General features: G+C 60.9%; 22 protein-coding genes. 9 read left to right on the plus strand and 13 right to left on the minus strand.

Annotated elements, in window-relative coordinates; genetic code table 11:
• Window positions 1–88: 88 nt before the first annotated feature.
• Window positions 89–904, minus strand: a complete 816-nt coding sequence (locus tag MTP16_RS20260) for an ABC transporter ATP-binding protein (RefSeq protein WP_243513179.1) — start codon at window positions 902–904, stop codon at window positions 89–91.
• 96 nt (window positions 905–1000) lie between these two features.
• Window positions 1001–1732, minus strand: coding sequence for an MlaE family ABC transporter permease (locus tag MTP16_RS20265; protein WP_243513180.1), 732 nt, complete (start codon window positions 1730–1732; stop codon window positions 1001–1003).
• A 100-nt stretch (window positions 1733–1832) separates the two neighbouring features.
• Here MTP16_RS20265 and MTP16_RS20270 point away from each other — a divergent pair, with 100 nt between their 5' ends.
• Window positions 1833–2555: an SDR family oxidoreductase gene (locus MTP16_RS20270; RefSeq protein WP_243513181.1), complete on the plus strand. Its 723-nt coding sequence runs from the start codon at window positions 1833–1835 to the stop codon at window positions 2553–2555.
• Window positions 2556–2657: 102 nt separating this feature from the next.
• Here MTP16_RS20270 and MTP16_RS20275 read toward each other — a convergent pair whose 3' ends face one another.
• Entirely contained in the window at window positions 2658–3401 is a 744-nt protein-coding gene (locus MTP16_RS20275) for a GIN domain-containing protein (protein ID WP_243513182.1), read from the minus strand.
• A gap of 81 nt (window positions 3402–3482) precedes the next feature.
• Here MTP16_RS20275 and MTP16_RS20280 point away from each other — a divergent pair, with 81 nt between their 5' ends.
• The 4 genes from MTP16_RS20280 (at window position 3483) to gldG (ending at window position 7781) form a co-directional block, all read left to right on the plus strand.
• Window positions 3483–4178, plus strand: coding sequence for an SDR family oxidoreductase (locus MTP16_RS20280; protein WP_243513183.1), 696 nt, complete (start codon window positions 3483–3485; stop codon window positions 4176–4178).
• 88 nt (window positions 4179–4266) lie between these two features.
• Window positions 4267–5175, plus strand: a complete 909-nt coding sequence (gene gldA, locus MTP16_RS20285; protein WP_243513185.1) for a gliding motility-associated ABC transporter ATP-binding subunit GldA — start codon at window positions 4267–4269, stop codon at window positions 5173–5175.
• Window positions 5176–5325: 150 nt separating this feature from the next.
• Window positions 5326–6051, plus strand: a complete 726-nt coding sequence (gene gldF / locus MTP16_RS20290) for a gliding motility-associated ABC transporter permease subunit GldF (RefSeq protein WP_243513187.1) — start codon at window positions 5326–5328, stop codon at window positions 6049–6051.
• On the plus strand, window positions 6051–7781 hold the full coding sequence (gene gldG, locus MTP16_RS20295; RefSeq protein ID WP_243513189.1) for a gliding motility-associated ABC transporter substrate-binding protein GldG: 1731 nt from the start codon (window positions 6051–6053) through the stop codon (window positions 7779–7781). The genes gldF and gldG overlap by 1 nt, the downstream gene beginning before the upstream one ends.
• 4 nt (window positions 7782–7785) lie before the next feature.
• On the opposite strand, the gene MTP16_RS20300 is transcribed toward gldG, so the two are convergent.
• Window positions 7786–8223 carry a BLUF domain-containing protein gene (locus MTP16_RS20300; RefSeq protein WP_243513191.1) on the minus strand — a complete coding sequence of 146 codons (438 nt, stop codon included), beginning with the start codon at window positions 8221–8223 and terminating at the stop codon, window positions 7786–7788.
• A gap of 242 nt (window positions 8224–8465) precedes the next feature.
• Here MTP16_RS20300 and dnaN point away from each other — a divergent pair, with 242 nt between their 5' ends.
• Both dnaN and gldC read left to right on the plus strand, forming a co-directional pair.
• Window positions 8466–9590 (plus strand): DNA polymerase III subunit beta, encoded by a 1125-nt coding sequence (gene dnaN, locus MTP16_RS20305; protein ID WP_243513193.1) that lies wholly within the window; start codon window positions 8466–8468, stop codon window positions 9588–9590.
• A 120-nt stretch (window positions 9591–9710) separates the two neighbouring features.
• Window positions 9711–10046, plus strand: a complete 336-nt coding sequence (gene gldC / locus MTP16_RS20310; RefSeq protein WP_196288272.1) for a gliding motility protein GldC — start codon at window positions 9711–9713, stop codon at window positions 10044–10046.
• 118 nt (window positions 10047–10164) lie between these two features.
• On the opposite strand, the gene MTP16_RS20315 is transcribed toward gldC, so the two are convergent.
• The 5 genes from MTP16_RS20315 to MTP16_RS20335 all read right to left on the minus strand — a co-directional run bounded on the left by MTP16_RS20315 (window position 10165) and on the right by MTP16_RS20335 (window position 15742).
• The gene (locus MTP16_RS20315) at window positions 10165–10713 is read right to left on the minus strand and encodes a hypothetical protein (RefSeq protein WP_243513195.1); all 549 of its coding nucleotides are present in this window, start codon (window positions 10711–10713) and stop codon (window positions 10165–10167) included.
• Between the two features lie 131 nt (window positions 10714–10844).
• Complete coding sequence (gene dcd, locus MTP16_RS20320; RefSeq protein ID WP_243513197.1) at window positions 10845–11384, minus strand: dCTP deaminase; 540 nt, start codon at window positions 11382–11384, stop codon at window positions 10845–10847.
• Between the two features lie 143 nt (window positions 11385–11527).
• Entirely contained in the window at window positions 11528–12427 is a 900-nt protein-coding gene (locus tag MTP16_RS20325; protein WP_243513199.1) for a hypothetical protein, read from the minus strand.
• A gap of 133 nt (window positions 12428–12560) precedes the next feature.
• A complete protein-coding gene (hemL, locus tag MTP16_RS20330; protein WP_243513200.1) occupies window positions 12561–13862 on the minus strand; it encodes a glutamate-1-semialdehyde 2,1-aminomutase in 1302 nt (433 codons plus the stop codon).
• Between the two features lie 131 nt (window positions 13863–13993).
• On the minus strand, window positions 13994–15742 hold the full coding sequence (locus MTP16_RS20335) for an ABC transporter substrate-binding protein (RefSeq protein WP_243513201.1): 1749 nt from the start codon (window positions 15740–15742) through the stop codon (window positions 13994–13996).
• 145 nt (window positions 15743–15887) lie between these two features.
• Here MTP16_RS20335 and MTP16_RS20340 point away from each other — a divergent pair, with 145 nt between their 5' ends.
• Window positions 15888–16565: a DUF1361 domain-containing protein gene (locus MTP16_RS20340; RefSeq protein ID WP_243513202.1), complete on the plus strand. Its 678-nt coding sequence runs from the start codon at window positions 15888–15890 to the stop codon at window positions 16563–16565.
• On the opposite strand, the gene MTP16_RS20345 is transcribed toward MTP16_RS20340, so the two are convergent.
• From MTP16_RS20345 to MTP16_RS20355, 3 genes are all read right to left on the minus strand, one after another.
• Entirely contained in the window at window positions 16560–17021 is a 462-nt protein-coding gene (locus MTP16_RS20345; protein ID WP_243513203.1) for a hypothetical protein, read from the minus strand. The two genes, MTP16_RS20340 and MTP16_RS20345, sit on opposite strands and share 6 nt — an antisense overlap.
• Window positions 17022–17112: 91 nt before the next feature.
• The gene (locus MTP16_RS20350) at window positions 17113–17628 is read right to left on the minus strand and encodes a DUF1648 domain-containing protein (protein WP_243513204.1); all 516 of its coding nucleotides are present in this window, start codon (window positions 17626–17628) and stop codon (window positions 17113–17115) included.
• A gap of 90 nt (window positions 17629–17718) precedes the next feature.
• The gene (locus MTP16_RS20355; protein ID WP_243513205.1) at window positions 17719–18138 is read right to left on the minus strand and encodes a DUF1810 domain-containing protein; all 420 of its coding nucleotides are present in this window, start codon (window positions 18136–18138) and stop codon (window positions 17719–17721) included.
• A gap of 289 nt (window positions 18139–18427) precedes the next feature.
• On the opposite strand from MTP16_RS20355, the gene MTP16_RS20360 reads away from it, so the two are divergent.
• Window positions 18428–21448 (plus strand): M1 family metallopeptidase, encoded by a 3021-nt coding sequence (locus MTP16_RS20360; RefSeq protein WP_243513207.1) that lies wholly within the window; start codon window positions 18428–18430, stop codon window positions 21446–21448.
• Between the two features lie 62 nt (window positions 21449–21510).
• Here the strand turns inward: MTP16_RS20360 and MTP16_RS20365 are convergent, their stop codons facing one another.
• The gene (locus MTP16_RS20365) at window positions 21511–21882 is read right to left on the minus strand and encodes a hypothetical protein (RefSeq protein ID WP_243513209.1); all 372 of its coding nucleotides are present in this window, start codon (window positions 21880–21882) and stop codon (window positions 21511–21513) included.
• Window positions 21883–21981 lie beyond the last annotated feature (99 nt).

Below are 21981 nucleotides of genomic sequence, written 5' to 3' on the forward strand. Positions count from 1 at the left end.
GAAGCTCCTGCTTCGGCCCGTTGAACAATTGATGTTCAGGCGGGCCGAAGCAGGAGCTTCGGGGTACTTGTTTTAGTGGCGCAGACTTTTAAATGCCGCCGCCGGACTCGCTTTCTTCGGCGAAAGCGGCCATGCCGCCTTCGGTTTCTTCATCCACGCGCTTAGCGGCGCGTACCAGACTGCTGCTGAAGATGAAGTCGCGCAGTTCGGGCACAGTGGCATTGAGGATTTCGTCTTTGGTGCCGTCCCAGAGTTTTTTGCCCTGGTGTAGGAAAATGATGTGCTCGCCGATTTCAATCACCGAGTTCATGTCGTGGGTCACGATGACGGTGGTGATGTTGTATTCGTGCGTGATTTCGTGAATCAGCTCGTCAATCTTGATGCTGGTGGCGGGGTCGAGGCCGGAGTTGGGCTCGTCGCAGAACAGGTAGGTACACTGCGGCGCAATGGCGCGGGCAATGCCGACGCGCTTTTTCATGCCGCCCGAAATTTCGGCAGGCATCTTTTTCCCGGCATTCTCAAGGCCCACGCGCTTGAGGCAAAACTCAACCCGCTCGCGGCGCTCCTCCGGGCTCATTTCGGGCGTCAGCATCTGGAGCGGAAACTCCACGTTTTCGGCCACGGTCATTGAGTCGAACAGGGCCGAGCCCTGGAACAGCATGCCGATTTTGCGGCGGATTTCCTGGCGGATGTCAATCTTGCTGTTGGTGTATACGGTGCCATCGAAGGTGATGGAACCGATGTCCGGCTTCATCAGGCCCACGATGCACTGCAGGAGCACGCTTTTGCCCGTGCCCGAACCGCCGAGCAGCAGGTTGCACTTCCCCGTTTCGAACGTGCACGTTACGCCCTTAAGCACTGGCGTGCCGTTGAATGATTTTTCGAGGTTGGATACTTCAATCATGGTAGTTGACAGTATGTGGTTGTCAGTTTTTATAATTATTCGAGTTCAATTGCCTATACCTGAATGAAAAACGGCAACGAACAACTGACAACTAAATCAGAGCAGCAACGCCGCCAGGGCGAAGTCGGCGATGAGGATGGCGATGATGGAGTTGGTCACGGCACCGGTGCTGGCCGCGCCGACTTCGAGGGCGCCGCCGGTGGTGAAATAGCCTTTGAAAGACGAGATGCCCGATACGAGGAAGGCAAATACTACCGCTTTGATAAGGGCAAAAAGGATGTTATAGGGAATGAAATCGGTGCGAATGCCTTCGATGTAGTCCTGGGCCGTCATCACGCCGGTGAGGGTGCCGGCCAGGTAGCCGCCCATGATTGATAGCAGCATGGCCATGATGACCAGCATGGGAAACATCAGCAACGCCGCTAGAATGCGCGGCAGCACCAGGTAAGACGTTGAATTAATGCCCATTACTTCGAGGGCTGAAATCTGCTCGGTGATGCGCATGGTGCCCAGGCCGCCGGCGATGCTGGAACCCACTTTGCCGGCCAGCACGATGCTGGTGATGGTGGGCGCGAGCTCCAGAATGGTCATTTCGCGCACCATGTAGCCGATGGTGGACTGCGGAATGAGCGGGTTGGTGAGGTTGTAGGCAATCTGCACGCAGGTAACGGCCCCGATAAAGGCCGACACGATGGAGACGATGAACACCGAATCGACCCCGATGAGAATGGCTTCGTCGATGGTGCGGTTCCAAAGCACCCGGAACCGCTCGGTGCGCGTGACCATGCCGCGCAGGAAAAGGACGAACGAGCCGAAAGTTGTTAGCATGAGGTATTGTTGAGAATTAAAAACCGAAGTTTGGGCCTTGGGGTTGCCACTAGAGACGATTACGGCGGCCCGGGACTTTACGTAAAACCAAGCGAAAACAGTGCAAACGAACGAAAAATTAATTGTCGTGACTGGCGGCAGCAAAGGTATTGGCCGCGCCATCGTATCGCGCTTTCTGCGGGCCGGCTACCCGGTGGCCACGTGCGCCCGCTCGGCCGCCGACCTGGCCGCCCTCACAACCGAAATGGCAGCCGATGTTCCCGGGGCTGCCCTGCACACGCAGCCGGCCGACCTCAGCCAGCCCGCCGACTGCGTCCGCTTCGCCGCTTTTGTGCTCAGCCTGAACCTGCCCGTGGAGGTGCTGGTGAACAACGCCGGTGCTTTCGTGCCCGGCCGCCTGCAGGACGAGCCCGCCGATGGCTCGCAACTACGCCAGATGCTGGCCGTGAACCTGCTCAGCGCCTACGACGTGACTTTGCCCCTGCTGCCTGGCTTCATTGCGCGCGGGCGCGGCCACATTTTCACCATCTGCTCCACGGCCAGCATCACGGCCTACCCCAACGGCGGCTCCTACGGCATTGCCAAGCACGCCCTGCTGGGCTTCACCAAAAACCTGCGCGAGGAGCTGAAGCCGGCCGGTGTGCGCGTGACGGCCGTGCTGCCCGGCCCCACCCTCACGGCCAGCTGGGCCGGCGTGGAGTTGCCCACGGAGCGGTTTGTACAAGCCGAGGACGTGGCCGAAGCGGTGTTTGGCACTTATTCACTCTCGCCCCACGCCGTGGTAGAGGAATTGCTGATTCGGCCGCAGCTGGGGGATTTGTAGAGACGCATAATTGCGTCTCGTGGTTGAACGATGACGTGTGAACGGTGCGGTGCCAGTCGTTCAACGACGAGACGCAATTATACGTCTCTACATTGTGCTGCCTTATTCCGCCTTCTTGCTGCCCCGGCCCGTCACCCGGATGTCGGTGGTAGCGGGCGGACCGCCGTAGTAGAGGGTGCCGTTGCCGGCCACGGTGCCGCCCACGATGTCGAGGGCGCGCACGTGGGCATCGCCGTCACTGTCGCGGGTCATGGTGAAGAAGCAGCGGCGGGCCGTCAATCCTTGCGCAAACAGGCGGCCGGAGCCGCCGAGGGTGAAATTCGTTTCGGTGGTGGAGCCGCGCACGGTGAGGTCGCCCAGCTCGTACTGGTCAAGGAAGAGCTGCTTGGCACGCACGGTGAGGTCGTAGTCGCCAGCGCCAATGAGGTGGAAGAAAATGGTATCCTGCACGAACTCGCCCACGGTGCTGCCGTTGCCCTGGCCGCGCAGAAACACGTTGGTGATGTGCGGCAGGTGCAGCGTCACTTCACGCGGCGAGTCGTAGCTGCGGGCCCAGTTGCACTTGCTGGTGTTGGCGATTTCGAGGCTGTTGCCCTTGCGGGTGAATTCGATGTCGCCAATCAGGTTCTCGCCGGCGCGCACTTCGGCGTAAGTTTGGCTGTCTTGCACCAGGCGCAGGTCCACATTGTCGAAAGCGGTGACGGTGGTGAGCCCGTCGGCCACTTCGCGGCGCTCGGTGATGATGGTGCCCGTGCTTTTCAGGCAATCGGTGCCGTGGCCAGGGCCGCAGGTGCTCAGGCCCACCGCCAAGGCTATGCCCAGCGCGCCTCGCAGCAGCCCGCGCATACTTCCAAACCCACCCAGGCCGCTAACTTGCGGCCGCAAACTCACGTTGCGCATATTTAGCCTTACTTTTCTCAAAGATAAATGGACCTAACCGGTAAAGTTGCCATCGTGACCGGCGCCAGCAAAGGAATTGGCCGCGCCACCGTCGAAGCCCTGCTGGCCCGCGGCGCGGCCGTGGCCGGCTGGGCCCGCAGCGCGCCTGAGGGGCTGGTGCACGACCGTTTCCAGTTTTTCGAGTGCGACGTGCAGGATGAACATTCCATCGCCGAAGCCTTCACCAACACCCAGCGCGAACTGGGCCCCGACATTCACGTGCTGGTGAACAACGCTGGCCTGGGCATCATGGGCGACGTGGACGGCTTCAAAACGGAAGACTGGAAGACGATGTTTAATACCAATGTGCTAGGCACTTTCCTGTGCACCCGCGCTGTGCTGCCGCAGATGAAAAAGCAGCACGCGGGCCACGTCGTAAACGTGGCCTCGCTGGCCGGCACGGCGGGCACCGCTGGCATGAGTGGCTACTGCGCCACCAAGTTTGCGGTGCGCGGCTTCTCAGATGCCTTGTTTAAGGAGCTGCGCCCGGCCGGCATCCGCGTGACCTGCGTTATGCCTGGCTCGGTCGAAACCAACTTCAACGGCAACGACCCCGGCCCCGCGCCCGACCCGCACAAGATGCAGCCCGAAGACATTGCCGCCGCCATTGTGCACGCCATCGAAGCGCCGGATACGACCATGATTTCGGAAATCCAGCTGCGGCCGGCGCAGGTCAAAAATTAGTGCTTGGTGCACGGTGCTTCGTGCTTGGCACCAATAAGGCAAGCACTAACAAACCAAGCACCACGCACCAACAACCAAGCACCAACCTATGGTAGAAATCGAAAACCTGACCAAAACCTACGGCACTCAAAACGCCGTGGACAACATCAGCTTCACGGCGGGCAAGGGCGAAATTGTGGGCTTCCTCGGGCCGAACGGCGCGGGCAAGAGCACCACGATGAAAATTGCCACCGGCTACCTTCCCCCCACCGCCGGCACCGTGCGTGTGGCCGGCCACGACGTGCTCACCGACAGCCTGGCCGTGCGCCGCCACGTGGGCTACCTGCCCGAGCACAACCCGCTCTACCTGGACATGTACGTGCACGAGTACCTTGAATTCATCGGCTCGGTGCACGGGCTAAGCGGGGCGGGCCTGCGCAACCGTGTGGCCGAGTTGGTGCGCCGCGTGGGACTCAGCCGGGAGCAGAACAAGCAAATTGGCGCGCTTAGCAAGGGCTACCGGCAGCGCGTGGGCCTGGCCCAGGCCATGATTCACGACCCTGACGTGCTCATCCTCGACGAGCCCACCACCGGCCTCGACCCCAACCAGATTTTGGAAATCCGCCAGCTCATCCGCGAAGTGGGCGAGGATAAAACCGTCATTTTCAGCACCCACATTCTGCCCGAAGTCACGGCCCTGTGCTCCCGCGTGCTCATCATCAGCCGCGGCAAGCTGGTGGCCGACAGCCCGGTGGCCGAGCTGGCCGCCCGCGCCGCCGGCGAAACCATTGTGCGCGCCGAGTTTGAAGGCGCGGTTGACACCGCGAAGCTGGCGCAATTGCCCAATGTGCGCAACGTGGAGCTTGGCCCCGGCGGCGCGGTGCTGCTACGGACGGCCCCGGGCACCGATGTGCGCGCGGCCGTTTCGCGCCTGGCAGGCCAGGAAGGCTGGATTCTGCTGGGGCTGCGGCAGGAGCACCAGAGTTTGGAAGAAGTGTTTGGGGAGTTGACGAAGTAGAACAATTTAATCGCCTGTCATCCTGAGCTTGCGAAGGACCTTACGACGGGCGTACAGCTTGCAGTAAATCATTTGATTTATTTGACATCAGCCTGAAAAAGCAGACTTGACAAGGTCCTTCGCTGCGCTCAGGATGACAAACGATTAAAGATGCTTACCATCCTTCAAAAAGAATTCAATGCCTTCCTGAACTCCCCCGTGGCCTACGTGGTACTGGGGGTTTTCCTGGTGGCAACGGGCCTGTTCGTCTGGGTTTTCCCCGATAGCAGCGTGCTCGACTACGGCTACGCCGACCTGCAGACGCTGTTCAACCTGGCGCCGTGGATTTTCCTGTTCCTGATTCCGGCCCTCACCATGCGCACGTTTGCCGAGGAAAAGAAGGCCGGCACCATTGAGCTGCTACTGACACGGCCGCTAACGGACGGGCAGATTATCGGGGGCAAGTACTTGGCCTGCCTGCTGCTGGCGCTGCTGGCGCTGGTGCCCACGCTGCTTTATTACTACTCGGTGTACAAGCTGGGCAGCCCCGAAGGCAACATCGATTCGGCCGCGACGGTGGGTTCTTATCTGGGGCTGGCGCTGCTGGCAGCGGTATTTGCGGCCATCGGCGTGCTGGCCTCAGCCCTCACGCGCGACCAGATTATTGCGTTTCTGGTGGCAGTGGTGGGCTGCTTTCTGGTGTATTCGGGCTTCGATTCGCTGGCCTCGGTGCTGCAAGGCAGTTCGGCCTACTACGTGAGCCAGCTGGGCATTGCGGCGCACTACCGCGACCTGAGCAAGGGGCTGGTTGATTCGCGCGACCTGGTTTATTTCTTTAGCGTAGTGGCCGTGGCGTTGCAGGCCACGCGCTTAGCCTTACGGAGCCGCAACTGGTAATGGAAAATACGTTGACTACTCCATCGGCTTCGGCGGCAGCCCCATCTTCGCGCAAGCAGCGCGACCTGCTCACGTTTGCCGCCATCATCGGCGGGCTACTGCTGTTCAATTTCATTGCCCAGCGCCTGTTCTTCCGGCTCGATTTGACCGAGGAGAAGCGCTACACCATGTCGCCAGCCACCAAGCAGCTGCTGCGCGACCTCAAGCAGCCGGTCACCGTCACGGTGTACCTCACCGGCGATTTCCCGCCCGCCTTCCGCCGACTGGAGAAGGGCGTGCGCGAAACCCTGAACGAATTCCAGGTGTACGGCGGGGCCAATCTGAACTACATTTTCATCGACCCCAGCGCCGGTAGCACCGAAGCCGCGCGCAATGCCTTCTACACCTCGCTCTTCAAAAAAGGGCTGAAACCCACCAACCTCGGCGCCACCGAAAACGGCAAGCGCGTTGAGAAAATCATCTTCCCCTGGGCGGTGGTGAGTGTGGGGGGAAAAGAAAAAAACGTGCTGCTGCTGCGCGGCAACCAGGCCGCCCCGGCCGATGTGCGCCTCAACCAAAGCATCGAAGGGCTGGAATATGAGCTGGCCAGTACCATTCGGGCCCTGGTGCCGGCCCTGCGTAAGCGCATTGGCGTGGTAGAAGGCCACGGCGAGCTGACCAACGTGCAGGCCGGCGATATCCTCGGCACCTGGCAACAGCAGTACGACGTGTTTCGCGTGACGCTGAGCAAGGTGAAAGACCTTAGCGCCCTCGACGCAATTGTGGTGGCCCAGCCCAAAACGCCCTATTCCGAAGACGACAAGTATAAGCTCGACCAGTTTATCACGCAGGGCGGCCGGGCCCTGTTTTTTGTGGATGCCCTACGGGTGGACCTCGACAGCGTGAGCCGCAACGGCGTGGCCCTGGCGACGCCCTACAACCTCAACCTCGACGACCTGTTCTTCAAATATGGCCTGCGCCTGAACCAGAACCTGCTGCTCGACCTCAACAGCGGACAGATTCCGCTCGTGACGGGCATGGACGGCAACAAGCCCAAAATCGAGCCCATGCCCTGGCAGCTCTACCCGCTTATCAACCGCTTCAGCCCCCACCCCATCACCCGCAACCTTGATGCGGTGTATATGAAATTTGTGAGCAATATGGACACGGTGAAGGCCACCGGCATCCGCAAAACGCCGCTGCTCAGCACCTCGCGCTACACCCGCGTGCTGCCCGCCCCGGTGCCCATCAACTTCAACGACGCCCGTCTGGAACCCAACCCCAAGCTTTATCAAAAGGGCTTCCAGCCGGTGGGCTACTTGCTCGAAGGCCAGTTCACCTCACTCTTCGCCAACCGCGCCCGACCCGGCACCCTGCAGTTCCAGCCCGAGAAGCCGGCCAACGCCCGGCCCAGCAAAATTCTGGTCGTGTCCGATGGCGACTTCATCCGTTCCGACGTGGACCCCAAAACCGGCAACCCCTACCGCCTGGGCTTCGACCGCCTCGCCAACACCGAATTTGCCAACCGCGAGCTGGTGCTCAACGCCACCGACTACCTGCTCGACGAAACCGGCCTCATCGCTGTGCGCGGCAAGCAAATCACCCTTCGCCCCCTCGACAAGGTGAAGCTGGCCGAGCAGCGCCGTCGCTGGCAGTTGCTCAACATCGGCGCGCCGCTGGCCTTACTGGCTGTGTTCGGGGCTGTGCGGGCGTGGCGGCGCAAGCGGCGCTATGCATCATTTGCGGCGTAGTTGCTTAGAACGAAATCACGTCGTCGACCACGAAGGTGGATAGCACGGCATGCAGGCCGGCATCAGTGTGCTGGCTCGGCTGGTTCAGGTAGCCGTCTTTTGCGGGGTCGACATAGCCTTGCAGGTGGATAAATTCCTCGGGTTTCAAGGCTTTGAAGCCCATGGACCACTGCGAAAAATGGCGCCCTGCAATGGGACCGTCGGATAGTTTCACCACCCGGCCGTGTCGCGCATCCTGCGCAATGCGATTAAAAATATAGTACACTTCCTCCTTCGGGCCTTCCAGCACCTGCATGATGTCGCCGTTGCTATAGAGCAGGAGCCCGGTCAGGTCGTGCCCGTGGTTCCAGGCGCGCGACTGAGCAAGCAGTGCAGTCAATTCGGCTTCGTTTAGCCCGGTGGTAGCCGCGCTTTGGTACACTAGGTGGTGTAGCGTGGTCATGAAGAAAAGGTATACATTGAAGCAACAAATAACTTCGCTTGCCGGAATGTGCACAATGGCTGAGGTTAAATTAATCAGTTCATTGGTCTTACCCAACAATGAGTGCAAGCCTGTTTCGGGCAGACATTTCCCCTGCTGCTTTGTGCCGTAAAACGTCTTCTGCCAATCCCCACGCTCGCTTCCAAACGCCAGCCCCACCGCCTATCTTTGCCCTCCCTTAGCCCCAACCCTAGCCTCGCACCATGAAATTCATAGTATCCTCCTCCGCACTGCTCAAGCAGCTGCAAAGCATCAACGGCGTGGTTACGAACAACCCCGTGGTGCCCATTTTGGAGAACTTTCTCTTTGAGATTGAGGCCGGTAAGCTCACCATCACCGCCTCCGACCTGGAGACGAGCATGATTACCGAGCTGCCCGTGGAGGCCCGCGACACCGGCCGCATTGCCGCGCCCGCCCGCATCCTGCTCGACACCCTTAAGAACCTGCCCGACCAGCCCGTGACCTTCACGCTGGACGAGGAAACCTACACCATCGAAATCAGCTCCTCGAACGGCCGCTACAAGCTGGCCGGCGAGAACGCCGCCGACTTCCCCCGCGTGCCGGTGGTGAAGGGCTCGGCCCCGATTGAGATGCCGTCTTCGTCGCTGTCGCGCGCCATCAACAAAACCATCTTCGCGGTGAGCACCGACGAGCTGCGCCCGGCCATGACCGGCATTCTGGTGCAGCTTTCGGACGCGCAGGTGACCTTCGTGGCCACCGACGGCCACCGCCTGCTGCGCTACCGCCGCCAGGACGTGGGCGCCGGCCAAACCGCCAACCTCATCATTCCGCGCAAAGCCTTCAACCTGCTGAAAGGCACGCTGCCCTCGGAGGCCACGCCGGTGAAGATGGAGTTCAACCAAAGCAACGCCTTTTTCTCCTTCAACCAGATGCGCCTCGTGTGCCGCCTGATTGACGAGCGGTACCCGGACTACGAGAACGTAATTCCGGTGAGCAACCCCAACAAGCTGATTATCAACCGCGCCGAGCTACTGAATTCGGTGCGCCGCATCAGCATCTACTCCAACAAAACCACCCACCAGGTGCGCCTGCGCCTGGCCGGCTCCGAGTTGGTGGTTTCGGCCGAGGACCTGGATTTCAGCAACGAAGCCAAAGAAACGCTGGCCTGCCAGTATGACGGCGAGGACATGGAAATCGGCTTCAACGCCCGCTTCCTGATTGAGATGCTGTCGAACATCGACTCCGAGGAAATCACCCTGGAGCTGAGCACGCCCAACCGCGCTGGCTTGCTCATGCCCACCACCCCCGACGACAACGAAAGCATCCTGATGCTGGTGATGCCGGTGATGCTGAACAACTACGTTTAACCTTTTGCCTCTAAAACTGTCATCCTGAGCGCCGCGAAGGACCTTATCCCCGCCGAACGATTTTCGTTCTAGCTTGATAAGGTCCTTCGCGGCACTCAGGATGACAACTTTTTACCCCTTATGAAAAAATCAGAAATCCGTTTCAGCATCGCGCTGGATGACAATAAAGTACCCGAAGCCATCAGCTGGTCGGCCACCGATGCGGGGCCGGATATTCACTTCGCCAAAGCCATCAACATTGCCCTGTGGGACCGGGAGCAGGTGGGCACCATGAAAATCGACCTCTGGACCAAGGACATGCCCGTGGACGAGATGAAGCGCTTCGTGGTGGATAACATCGGCTCGATGGCTGAGAACATTGTGACGGCCACCGACGACAAGGAAATGGCTACCCGCATGCGGGCCCTCTGCAAGGAATTGTCGGAGTACCTCGACAAGCAGGAACAAGGCCAGTAAGCCCATAGGGTAGCTTCAGCTTGCGCCTTTACTTACACTCCGAATGCAAAAAGCCCCGCCGGCAGTGCCAGCGGGGCTTTTCTATTTTACGACGCAAGCCAAAGCGAATACGCTAACCTTAACGGGCATTGCGACCCAAATTGCCAGCGGGGCGATTAGGCCGGTCGGCTGCGGGCGTGATGGTAGCGTCATTGGCGCGAGCAGGAGCCGGGTTCTGCACCGAGTTGGTGAGCAGGATGCTGGCCGACTGCGCGGCGTAGTCTTTATCGTACTTATAGTAATTGGAGCGGGACCCGAAATAGCTGCTGTACTGGTCATTGCTGAGCACAGCCATCAGTTCCTGGTCACGCTCTTTGCACACGCCGTTGCACTCTTGGTCAATCAGGCGCTGGTTGCCGGCGTTTTTGCGCTCGATGGCGGCCATCTTAGCCACCTTATCAGCGTTGATGGCGCGGAGTCTGGTGGCTTGGTAGTTGTTCAGGTGCAGGTCGCGCACCATGTGGTTGCTGAGCCGGTCGGCCCGCTCGGCCACGGGGTTGAGGCGGGGGCTGGACTGGGTTTTGTCCTGCGGCTGCACGGTAGACGTGCGGGGGGCTTGCTGGGCAGCGGCCGAGCCGCCGGCCAACAGGGCCAAAAACAAGGAAGCAAATGCTGTTTTCGTCGTCATCGTCGTAGGGGCTTTGGTAACACTTACGCAAGGACCGGGCCAGAGGAAAGGAAGCCCAGCGTAGGTTTTAAACGTAGCTTCCGCGCTTCCGGTTCGGTTTTATCCGGTTTACATAGCCCCAGTCGAATATGCTACCACTGGTTTTTCCACATCATCGACTCCACGGGTTTGTCGCTGCGGTCGTTGTATTTGGCGTTTTGCTTGCGGTTGTAAAACGTTTCTACATCGCCCTGCACGGTGAAATAAATGAGCTGGCCAATGGGCATGTTGCGGTATACCCGCACGGGCATTGATACGCTGATTTCCAGCGTCCAATGGTTACAGAAACCCACGTCGCCCTTGCCAGCCGTGGCGTGAATGTCGATGCCCAGGCGGCCCACGCTGCTCTTACCTTCGAGGAAGGGCACGGTGGCGTGGGTTTCGGTGTACTCCTGCGTCACGCCGAGGTAGAGGCGGCCGGGCTCCAGCACGAAGCCTTCGTCTTCGGGGATTTCGAAGGTATCGATTTCGTTGTGCTTGCGCGCGTCCAGCACTGCGTCGCGGTAGGTGGACAGGTACTTGCCCAGGTGCACGTCGTACGAATTGGTACCCAGGCAGCTACGGTCGTAGGGCTCGATGACGATGGTGCCTTTTTCGATTTCCGCAAGGATTTGCTGGTCGGTAAGAATCATGTAGTTGGGGCGACGAGGTTGAGGACCGTCATGCAGAGCGCAGCGAAGCATCTCGCGTGCGAAAGTGGTTCAAACGATTGGATGGCGTTGCGCACGCGAGATGCTTCGCTGCGCTCTGCATGACGAACTGCCGGACTGCCTAATTAGTCATCGTCGTGATGGCGGGTCGGGCCACTGGGCTCTAGGTCGTCGTCCTCGTCGTCCTCGTAGCTGTCTTCGCGCAGTCCTTGTGAGCGTTCGGGCCGCAGCCGGCTGGCGAAGCTGCGCGGTTCGGGTTCGGGCTCCGGGTCGGCGGCCAGGTTGTTGATGCGGCGGCTCATGGCCGGCAACACGCTGGTAGTGAGATACAACAAGGTCAGCAGACTACCCAGGCTGAAGAGCAGCGTGAAATAGTCGAGCCAATCGTGGCGCGGGGCAGCGCCGGGCGCTTCGGCTACCACGGGCGTGCTGGTGAGGGGCGCTTCCTCGGAGCGGACGGGCGCCTCTACTTCTTCGCTGCCGGCGTTGGCGGTGGTCAGCGGAGCTGATACGGGTGCCTCGGGCTGGGCTTCGGTTTCGGCGGCTTGGGCGGCGGGGCCGGCGGGTTGGCCGGAATCGTTGAACTGGGCGCTGGCCTGCTGGATGAGGCGCTGCTCGGCCCGGATGAGGGCCACCCGCTCGTCGCGCGGCAGGTTGTGAATGAAGAACTCGAAGTTCTTGTCGAGCAGCACCGATTTCAGCTGTTTCTCAAACTCCGCCAGCGTCATGGGTCCGTTGCCGAAGCGGTTTTTGTATCGCTCGGCAATGCCGTTGTAATTCATAAACAGCTGCTTGAGCGCAGCATTGGTGCCGAAGCCGTCGAACTGCCGGCGGGCGGCGGCGGTGCGCAGCGTGAGCGGAAACTTGCCCCGGGTGAACGACTTGTCGTACACCGTTTCCATGGTGCGGAAGTTCAGTTCATCGATGGTTTTGTCGAAGAGGCGCTTGTTGGCCTGAGCGGGCGTTTCGGCCTGCGCCAGCGGCCCGAGGAGCAGCAGCAAGGCCAGCAAAAGCTGTTTTACCATGGGGCAAAGTTATGGCGCAAGGTTTCGCAAGGTGAAAAAAGGTTTCGCAAGGTTCGAGCACATGCTCATTATCCTTCGAAAAAAGACGTAGCCGGCCCTTGCGAAACCTCTTTTCACCTTGCGAAACCTTGCGCTATGCGGCGCGATGGGCTTCAATCAGCGACTCGCGGCAGGCTTTCAGGTACATTTCCACCAGCTCGTCGGTGATGGCCGTGGATACGAACAGGGCCTCAAACTGTGAGGGCGCCAGGTAGATGCCGCGCTCCAGCATGGCATGGAAGTAGCGGCCGAACGCGGCCGTATCGCACATCTTGGCGTCGTCGAGGTTGGTGACGGGCTCGCTGGTGAAAAACAGGCTGAACATGGAGCCCACGCGGTTGACGGTGTAGTTCAGGCCCAGCTCGGCGCCAATCTGGCGGGTGCCGTCGGCGAGGCGGGCGCTGCTGGCTTCGAGGGCCGTGTAGAGCTCGGGGTGCTCGTGCAGGTAGCGCAGCTGGGCCATGCCCGCGGCCGTGGCCATGGGGTTGCCGGAGAGCGTGCCGGCCTGGTACACCTTGCCGGCGGGCGCCACGCAGTTCATGATGTCTTCGCGGCCACCGTAGGCGCCCACGGGCAGGCCACCGCCAATGATTTTGCCCAGCGTCGTCATGTCGGCCGTGATGCCGTAGAGCTCCTGCGCGCCGCCCGGCGCGAGGCGGAAGCCGGTCATTACCTCATCGAAAATAAGAACGATGCCGTGCTCGGTGCACAGGTTGCGCAGGGCTGGCAGGAAGTTTTCGGCCGGGGCCACGAGGCCCATGTTGCCCACCACGGGCTCCAGGATGAGGGCGGCAATCTGGCCGGGGTTGGCGGCAATGAGGGCTTCGACGGCGGGCAGGTCGTTGTAGGGCGCGGTGAGGGTGTCCTGGGCTACGCCCTGCGTCACGCCGGCCGAGTCGGGCTCGCCGGCGGTGAGGGCGCCGCTGCCGGCCGCAATCAGGAAGGCGTCGCCGTGGCCGTGGTAGCAGCCTTCAAACTTGATGATTTTGTTGCGGCCCGTGTAGCCGCGGGCGGCCCGAATGGCCGACATGCAAGCTTCGGTACCCGAGTTCACGAGGCGCACTTTCTCAATGCTGGGCACCATCTTCCGAATCAATTCGGCCATCTCTACCTCGCGGTTGGTGGGGGCACCGAAGCTGAGCGAGTGCGGCAGCGCCTCCCGCACGGCATCGAGCACCACCTCGGGGGCGTGGCCCAGTATCATCGGGCCCCAAGAGTTGATGAAGTCGACGTAGCGGTTGCCGTCCACGTCGGTGAGCCAGGCACCGTGGGCGCTCTGCATGAACACCGGCGAGCCGCCCACCGAGCGGAAGGCCCGCACCGGGGAGTTGACACCGCCGGGAATAAGGGTTTTGGCGCGTTCGAAGTGGGCAGCGGATGTGGTGAGGTTGAGCATCTAAATAAGGGGTGAGTTTTGAATGTTGAGGGTTGAGTTTAGAAGGACGAGTTTGAAAGCGGAGTGAAGGCGGGCACAGCCGTAACCGGCCGCAAAACTCAACCCTCAACATTCAAAACTCAACCCTTCAATCACCGCAGCACCTGCAGCTCCAGGTTGCTGAGCTTCACGATGGGCACCACCTGGTTGTCGTGGGCGCCATTGGCGTAGTTTATGCCGTCGAAGATGGCGCCGGACGTGAGGCCGGCGCTGGATAGGCTGGTCTGAAAAGCGGGGCCGTACTGGAACAGCGCGGTGCCGAAATACATCAGCAGCTCAAAGCCCTGGCTGGCAAAAAGGGACGGCGGTAGGTGCTGCTTTTGCAAGTAAAGCTGCCGGAACCGACGGAAACCTGGGCCTTGCTCGTCGTAGTACTTGGGCTGGATGAAGTACACGCCCGGCGCCCCGAGCTGCGACACGTCGAGGCGCGGGTTGTCGAGCCAGGAGCCGGGGGCCAGCAGCGGTACGCGCGTGGCGGCGGGCTGCTGCTGCCACTGCGTGAAAGTGTAGGGCCCGAGCCGGCGGTTGTCGGAAAACACCATCAGGTGGCTGGCGTTGGGCAGGTCGAGGGCAGCAAAGGCCGTGCTCAGGCTTTCGTCCACGTCGGGATTGAAGCGGCGGAGCAGGCCGATTCTGCCGCCCTGGGTTTCGTACTCGGTCTTGTAATTATTGGCAAAGGCGGCGTCGTCTTTGCTGTCTTCGTGCAGCAGCACGCCGGGCTTTCCGCCGCCAAACGACGTGAGCGCAAACTGCGCGGCCACCCGCCCCTGGGTGGCGGTGCTGGGCGAAAACAAGTAGTGCCAGGGGTTGTCGACCACCAAATCGCCGTCTTGCGAAAGTGGATTTACGCACACAATCTGGTGCTCGCGGGCGTAGCGGCCCAGCAGCTTGGCCCCCGACTTGTATATCGGCCCGATAAGCAAATCCATGCCCGCCAGCTCGGGCAGGGCCAGCACCTGCTTCAGGGTCAGGGTGTCGGCACCGGTGTCGTAGGCATAAAGCTGAAGCGGCCGGCCGGCGCGCTGCAGGCTGTCCTGGGCCAGGCGCAGGCCGGCGTAGAGGTCGGTTACAAACTGGTTTTTGCGCACCGTCTGCCAGCTGGGGTCGCTGAGTTCGAAGGGCAGCAGCACGGCCACGTTGTAGCTGCTTTTCTTGGCAACGGTGCGCGGGCGTGGCGTGTAGCGGCTGCGGTCGAGGCTGAATTTGGTGATGAGGTCGTTGAGCTGGCCCTGGTCGGCCTCGGTGTAGGCACCGCCGAACACCAGGCGGTCGGCATAGGCGCGGCCCAGGGTGGCGTCGTCGGGGTAGCGGCGCAGGTTGCGCAGCCAGGTGTTGCGCTCCTTGATGCGCGGCAGGTAGGTGGCCTTCATGGCCTCGCGCTCGGGCCCAAACTTGCCGGCGGGCAGCAGTGACAAGGTTTTCAGGGCCGTGTCGTAGTCTTCCTGCTCGAAGGAAACCTGGCCTTGCAGCAGCAGCGCGTCGGGCAGGTTGGGGTAAGTGGGGTACTCGGTGCGCAGCAGGTTAAGCAGCTGCTCGGCCTCGGGCCACTGCTTGAGGCGGGCGGCAGCCACGGCGGCCAGGTAGGCGGCATCGGCCCCGCGAGCGAAGCGGGCGGTGGGCTGGGCCAGCGGCTCCAGCTGGGCCAGGGCAGCGGCGTAATTGCCCTGGTCGAGCTGGGCTTTGGCGGTGCGGTAGCGCGCGGCCGGGTCGGCGGCGGGGGCAGCGGGACGCGGGGCGGCGGGGCGGGGTTTGGCCGGCGTCTGGGCCAGGGCGGGTGCGCTCAGCAGCAGGCCGGCCACCAGCCACTTAAAGGAAGTATGCCGCGTAAAAGGAAATAACATCAAGCCAGGGAAAGCGCTTTCTTACAGGGAAAGCAACGCAAAATTAGCCACAAAAGCGGGCGTCCGGCCCGATGCAGCACCGCGGCCTATACGCAACCCCGGGCCCGGGGCGTTATCTTTCCTCTCCTAACCCTTGCCGCCTGCCGTGTTGCTCACCTCCGCCCTCCCCCTCTCGCGCACCCGCCTCACGCTCATGTTCGTGCTGGCCGCCTCGCTCACGCTCAGCTTCCTGCTGGTAGTGGGCCGCGTGGTCATGACGGGGCACCTCACTTTCCTGTTCCTGCTCTGGAATCTGTTCCTGGCCGTTATACCATTCGCTTTGAGCACTTTGCTGGGCATTTCCAAGGGCCCGCTGCAAACGCGCATGCTGGTGCCGGTTGGCGCGGCGTGGCTGCTCTTTTTCCCCAACGCGCCCTACATCCTCACCGACCTGTTCCACCTAGACTCGCGCCCCGGTGTGCCGCTGTGGTACGATTTGGCCCTCATTCTGACCTGCGCCTGGAACGGTCTGATGCTGGCCTACGCCTCGCTGTCGGACATGCAGCGTCTGGTGCAGGAGCGGCTGGGCTTCTGGGCGGGCTGGGGGTTTGCCACGGTAGCGCTGCTGCTCAGCAGCTTCGGCATCTACCTGGGCCGCTATCTGCGCTTCAACTCCTGGGACGTGCTAACCAACCCGCTCACGCTGTTCTACGACATCGTGAACCGCATTCTGCACCCCTTCTCCTTTCCGGGTACCTGGGGCGTGACGTTGGTTTTCGGGCTGTTCTTGCTGGTGGGCTACGGCACGGTGCGGCTGCTGGGCCGGGCGCAGGCCGAATCATAGCTTCTTAAAATGGGAGAAAAGCGGGTCTTTATGAGCCATTCTAATACCTGACCCATCTTTTCTGACAATTACTGCCCGTCCAGGCAAATCAGATTGACGCTGCCTTGAAGTCAAGCCTTCCGGTTTTACTCGCGTTGACAAAAAGCCAACATCCCAGTTGTCCTCATCTTCACTCAGGCAAAATGCTTTAGGATGAAGGGTGTTATGTCTTCGAGAAAGCATCACATCCAGCTTTTTCTCAAGGCCATCGAACAGCTCATAACTCAATTTGGACTTATCTGCAGGCGTTGATGTGTAGCCGTTTTCTTTGATGAACTCCTCCGCCTGAATTATCGCCTGTGCTTTAGTCACACCATTCTGTGATTGCAGGCCAAAGGAATTAACTGCTAATCCCGCAACAATTGCGAAAGGAATTATAAAGGCTGGGATAGCCTTGAGCATTATTGGGTTGGCCATTATAATCAAGTTGCATTATAGACTCCCACAACGAATTACGAAGCTGCCAATTTAGCCTCGTGCGTCAATAGATATAACTCAATAATTTGTTCTATCTACCTTCCCTCACTACCGTCCACCAATACCATAGGCCCGACGGCCCCAGCAACAACCCCAGCGAAACAGGCAGCGACCACATCCCCAGCTCCGCGGCTCGCCCGGCAGCCACTTGCCCCGTTTCATGCAGCATCTGCAGAAACACCAGCACCAGTCCGATTCTGAAACCGCGGGGCACCCGGATGGCACCGCGGTATTGGCCAAGCGCATTGGCCGGCGTGATGGTGACGGAATAATTCAGCTTGTGCGGGGATTTGTTCACGGCGTTAGTTACCGCCGTCATAGCCGCAAACAAAGCGGTGGCCACCAGCGCCATTGCCACCAGGGTGCCCTTTTCGCCGTAGCGGTCGGGTTGGCCTGCGCCGTTGAAGTGGACGGGGATGGTATCGGGCAAATAGATGAAGTACCACATAGTCAAGGCCCACAGCAGGGCCAGCGCGCCCCAGGCGGTTAGGTCGGCAGCGCGTTCGGCTGCCGTTGGGGGCACTGCAATTTTTGGTCTGCTTTCCATGCGGCAGTGGGGATGGTGGCTGCGGTTGTATCGGCTGTTTTATCGCCACTAGTAATCAGGCGTTACCAAACGGCCGCTACCAACACGGCCTCAATCAGCAAGGAGGCGCAGCGTTTTCTCATCCCGGGAGCCGCCATAAAACTTATCCAGCACCTGCTGGAAAACCGACGGCGCGTCAGGCAATGCCGCAAACAGCGTCATCGAAGATTTGAGCTTCATGTCATCGGGGCTGCCGAAAATGGCGTAGGCGTCGTTCGATTTCAAGCCCAGCAGCGCGGCGCTGATTTCCCGCAGCCGCTGGCCCAGCACCGGGTGCGCGGCGTATGCCTCGGCCTCTTGCTGGTCTTTTATGGCAAAGAAGCGAGCGGTTTCGCTCAGCCCCAGTCCCTGGATTTGGGGGAAGACGTACCACATCCAGTGGGTGCGTTTGCGACCATTCTTAATTTCAGCCAAGGCGTCGTGGTAGTTGCTGGCTTGTGCGTCGAGGAATCGGGCTAAGGGATTGTTCATGCTGTTTCGTTGGAGTCATCTGGCGGTTCAAAACTGGTACGGATAATAAACGGCAAGAAGCCAGCATCAATCGAAACCAGTGTTTCATCCGTGGCTTTGGGCAGGTTACGCGAGGTCATTAAACGACGGACGGGGCCTGTCCCGGCTTATCGGTGATTGTAATCATTGCAATGGCGCCAACTTCCGGACGGAGGCCGGCCCCGCCCCTGCGTCGTTTAACGACGCCCAGCCAACCACTCCCCCACACGCGCCGTAGCTTCGTGCCTGCTAAAAGACGCCCTTCGCTCGCATGAACAAACTCCTACCGCTCGGCCTGCTGGCCCTACTGCCTGGCCTGGCCCTGGCCCAACGCCCCGCCAAGTCCAAAACCAAGCCGGCCGCGCTGCCCAAAGCTGCCACTGGCCCCTATTTCCAGCAGGAAGTCAATTATTCCATCGATGTGAAGCTGGATGATAAAACCCACCAGCTGCGCGGCCGCGAGGAACTGACCTACCTCAACAACTCGCCCCAGGCCCTCACCTTCATTTGGTTCCACCTCTGGCCCAACGCCTACCGCGACAACAACACCGCCTTCGGCCGCGAGCAGAAGCGGCAGGGCAGCCGCAAGTTTCTGTTTGCCAAGCCCGACGAGCGGGGCTTTATCGACAGCCTCGCCTTTCAGGTGAACGGGCAGCCGGCCAAGCTCGAATTCGACCCCGAAAACCCCGACATTGCCAAGCTGCTGCTGCCACAGGCGCTGGCGCCGGGCGCCACGGCCACCATTGCCACGCCGTTTCGGGTGAAGGTGCCGGGCTCGTTTTCGCGGATGGGGCACGTAGGGCAGAGCTACCAGATTTCGCAGTGGTACCCCAAGCCGGCGGTGCTGGACCGGCGCGGCTGGCACCCCATCCCCTACCTCAGTCAGGGCGAGTTTTACTCCGAGTACGGCTCGTTTGACGTGAGCATCACCCTGCCCAGCAACTACACCGTGGGCGCCACCGGCGTGCTGCAAAACCCCGACGAGCAGGCCCGGATGGCCGGCCTGGCCGCGGCCACGGCCGCTAAGAAAACGGCCGACGACTTCGGCAAGGACCTGGCTTTCCCGGCCTCGGCGCCCACCACCAAAACCCTGCGCTACAAGCAAGACCGGGTGCACGACTTCGCCTGGTTTGCCGACAAGCGCTTCAACGTGTTGCGCGACTCCGTGCAGCTGCCCTCGGGCCGCGTGGTGACGTCGTGGGTGCTTTTTACCAACCGGCAGGCCGAGCGGTGGATTAAGGGCCTGCAGGAAGTGAATGACGCCCTCACCAACTACTCGAAATGGGTGGGCGAATATCCCTACGCCAGCGCCACAGCCGTGGACGGTGCCCTGACGGCCGGCTCCGGCATGGAGTACCCCATGGTGACCGTGACCGAGCCCGACGCCATTGTGCACGAGGTGGGCCACAACTGGTTCTACGGCATTCTGGGCTCGAATGAGCGGGACTTTCCGTGGATGGACGAGGGCATGAACACCTACGTGCAGACCCGCGTGGAGGAACTCACCAACCCGCAGGCCAGCATGTTGGCCGACCTCCAGAAAATCAAGCCCGTGGCCAACGCCTTCGGGCTCGAAAACCTGCCGGGCCCGGCCCTGAGCATGCTGCCCTACCAGATGCTGGCCACCCGCGGCCTGGCCCAGCCGGTGCAGGGCCCCACCTCGGCCGACTACACCCAAATAAACTACGCGGCCACTGTGTACTACAAAACGGCCGTGGCCATGAAATACCTGGCCGGCTACTTGGGCCAGGAGAAATTCGACGCCGCCATGCACCTCTACTACACGCGCTGGCAGTTCAAGCACCCCTACCCCGAAGACATGCAGGCCATGTTTGAGGAAAGCACGGGGCAAAAGCTGGGCTGGTTTTTCCGCGACTTCCTGACCACCGCCCAGCCCTACGAGGCCGACCTAAGCGCTGTGGCCGTGTTCAACGACGTGGTGAAGGTGCTGGTGCGCACCGAATCGGAAAAGCCGTGGTCGGTGCCCGTGTCCACGGTCGACGCCCAAAATAACATCCTCGAAACCCTCTGGACCACGCCCTTCGGCAACACCGACCCCAACGCCGACGAGGAAGTAACCAGCCAGCTCAATTTCAAGCGCGACAACGCGGTGGCCGTGGTGGTCGACGCCGGCTACCTGGCCCCGCAGCTGAATCGTCGCAACGACCGGCTGCGCCTCGAAAACGGCCCGCGCGACCGGTCGGAGCCCATTCGCCTGCGCCCGCTGTTCAGTGTGGAGCGCTGGGACAAGGCCACCGTGAACTGGCTGCCCGTGGTGGGGGCCAACACTTCCGATAAGTTCATGCTTGGGGCTGCCTTCTACAATAGCCTCATTGCACCCAAAAAGCTGCAGTACCTGGCCATGCCCATGTACAGCTTCAACCGCAACGAGCTCAACGGCATCGGCCGCCTGCAGCTGAACTCGCGGCCCCAGCGCGGCGCCCGGCAGTTCATCACGGCCCTCACCGTGCAGCGCTTCGAGCGCTATTTCAAGACCGAGCCCAGCTTCACCTTCGTGCTGCCGCACCGCATCGGCTACCTGCCGCAGCACCAGATTCAGGTGGCGTTTACGTCCGTAACGGACCAGGACCGCAACCGCACCAGCAGCATCACCACGGGCGAATACTCGGTGCGTCACGACAACGCCATCAACAGCTGGTCGGCCAACGTGGAGCTCAACCACCTGCTGGGCAACGCCAGCGAAAGCAACGACCGCGGCGCCATATTGCTGCGGGCCTCGGCGTCGTTGCAACACTTTTATGCGACAAACAAGCGCTTACAGCTTCGCCTCTTCGGCGGCCGCTTCCTGCAAAGCAGCACCAGCACCGGCTTCGTGCTGGGCCTGAGCGGCAGCCCCGACTACCGCCGCCAAACCGCCTTCCTCGACCGCCAGCAGATTTCGCACACCGTCACCGCCCAGCTGCACCAAACCGACAACCGCGACGGCGCCTTCAAGGCCTTCCTGCCCGTGTCCAGCCAGCGCTGGCTCAGCGCCCTCAATGCCCAGATTGACGTGCCCGGCCTCCCGCTGGCCGTATTCGGCGACCTCGGCGCCACCAGCGAAACACAGTTTCTGGCCGGCCGCAGCACCTCGCAGCGCCTGTTCTACGACGCCGGTTTCACGCTGCCGGTGGTGCGCAGCATCTTCGAGATTTACGTGCCCGTGGCCGGCTCGCAGTTCAACAACGGCCTGCCCGGCAGCCGCCAGGAATTCACCGACGGTATTCGTTTCGTGCTGAACCTAAACAAACTCAGCCCCTTCCGCCTGCTGGACGAGAACTTGACGCGTTAAATGTTCCGGCAATTGTTTCTGGTGCAAAGCCGTAATTAGCTGCGCACCAGAAACAATTGTCGTTACGCGTCTTCGGACGAATCCAGAAATAAATACAGGGATTTAATTAAGCCGTTTTCAACAATAGCCACATCCGAGCCGGTGGCAACGGGCGCAATTCCAGCGGCGCCAAGCTGCCAGGTAACGAGTTGCACGGAGCTATTGGCCTGTGCGGGCTTAATTAATTCGAATTTAAATTCCAGTGACCATCCGGCCTGCAACTTGGTAATAAGCTCATTTATCGCCTGATGCCCCGTGATGGGTTCAGCGCCGTGCCCCTCGAAAAAGGCCATATCGGGAGCATAGACGCCGGGCATTGCGGCCAAACGGCGGTTGACGTCCCGGTCATTCCAAATCACCAATAGGCTGTCCTCAATTAGTTGGGCTGCGTTCATTTTTAATTCGAATAATTAATTCAACATGTTGCCAGCGTCAATATAGCAAATGGGGTTGCATAGGCGCGGCTAGCTCTTCCGGACTCTTCACGCGGAGAC

The sequence above is a fragment of the Hymenobacter monticola genome, assembly GCF_022811645.1.
In the GTDB taxonomy this organism is placed as follows: Bacteria; Bacteroidota; Bacteroidia; order Cytophagales; family Hymenobacteraceae; genus Hymenobacter; species Hymenobacter monticola.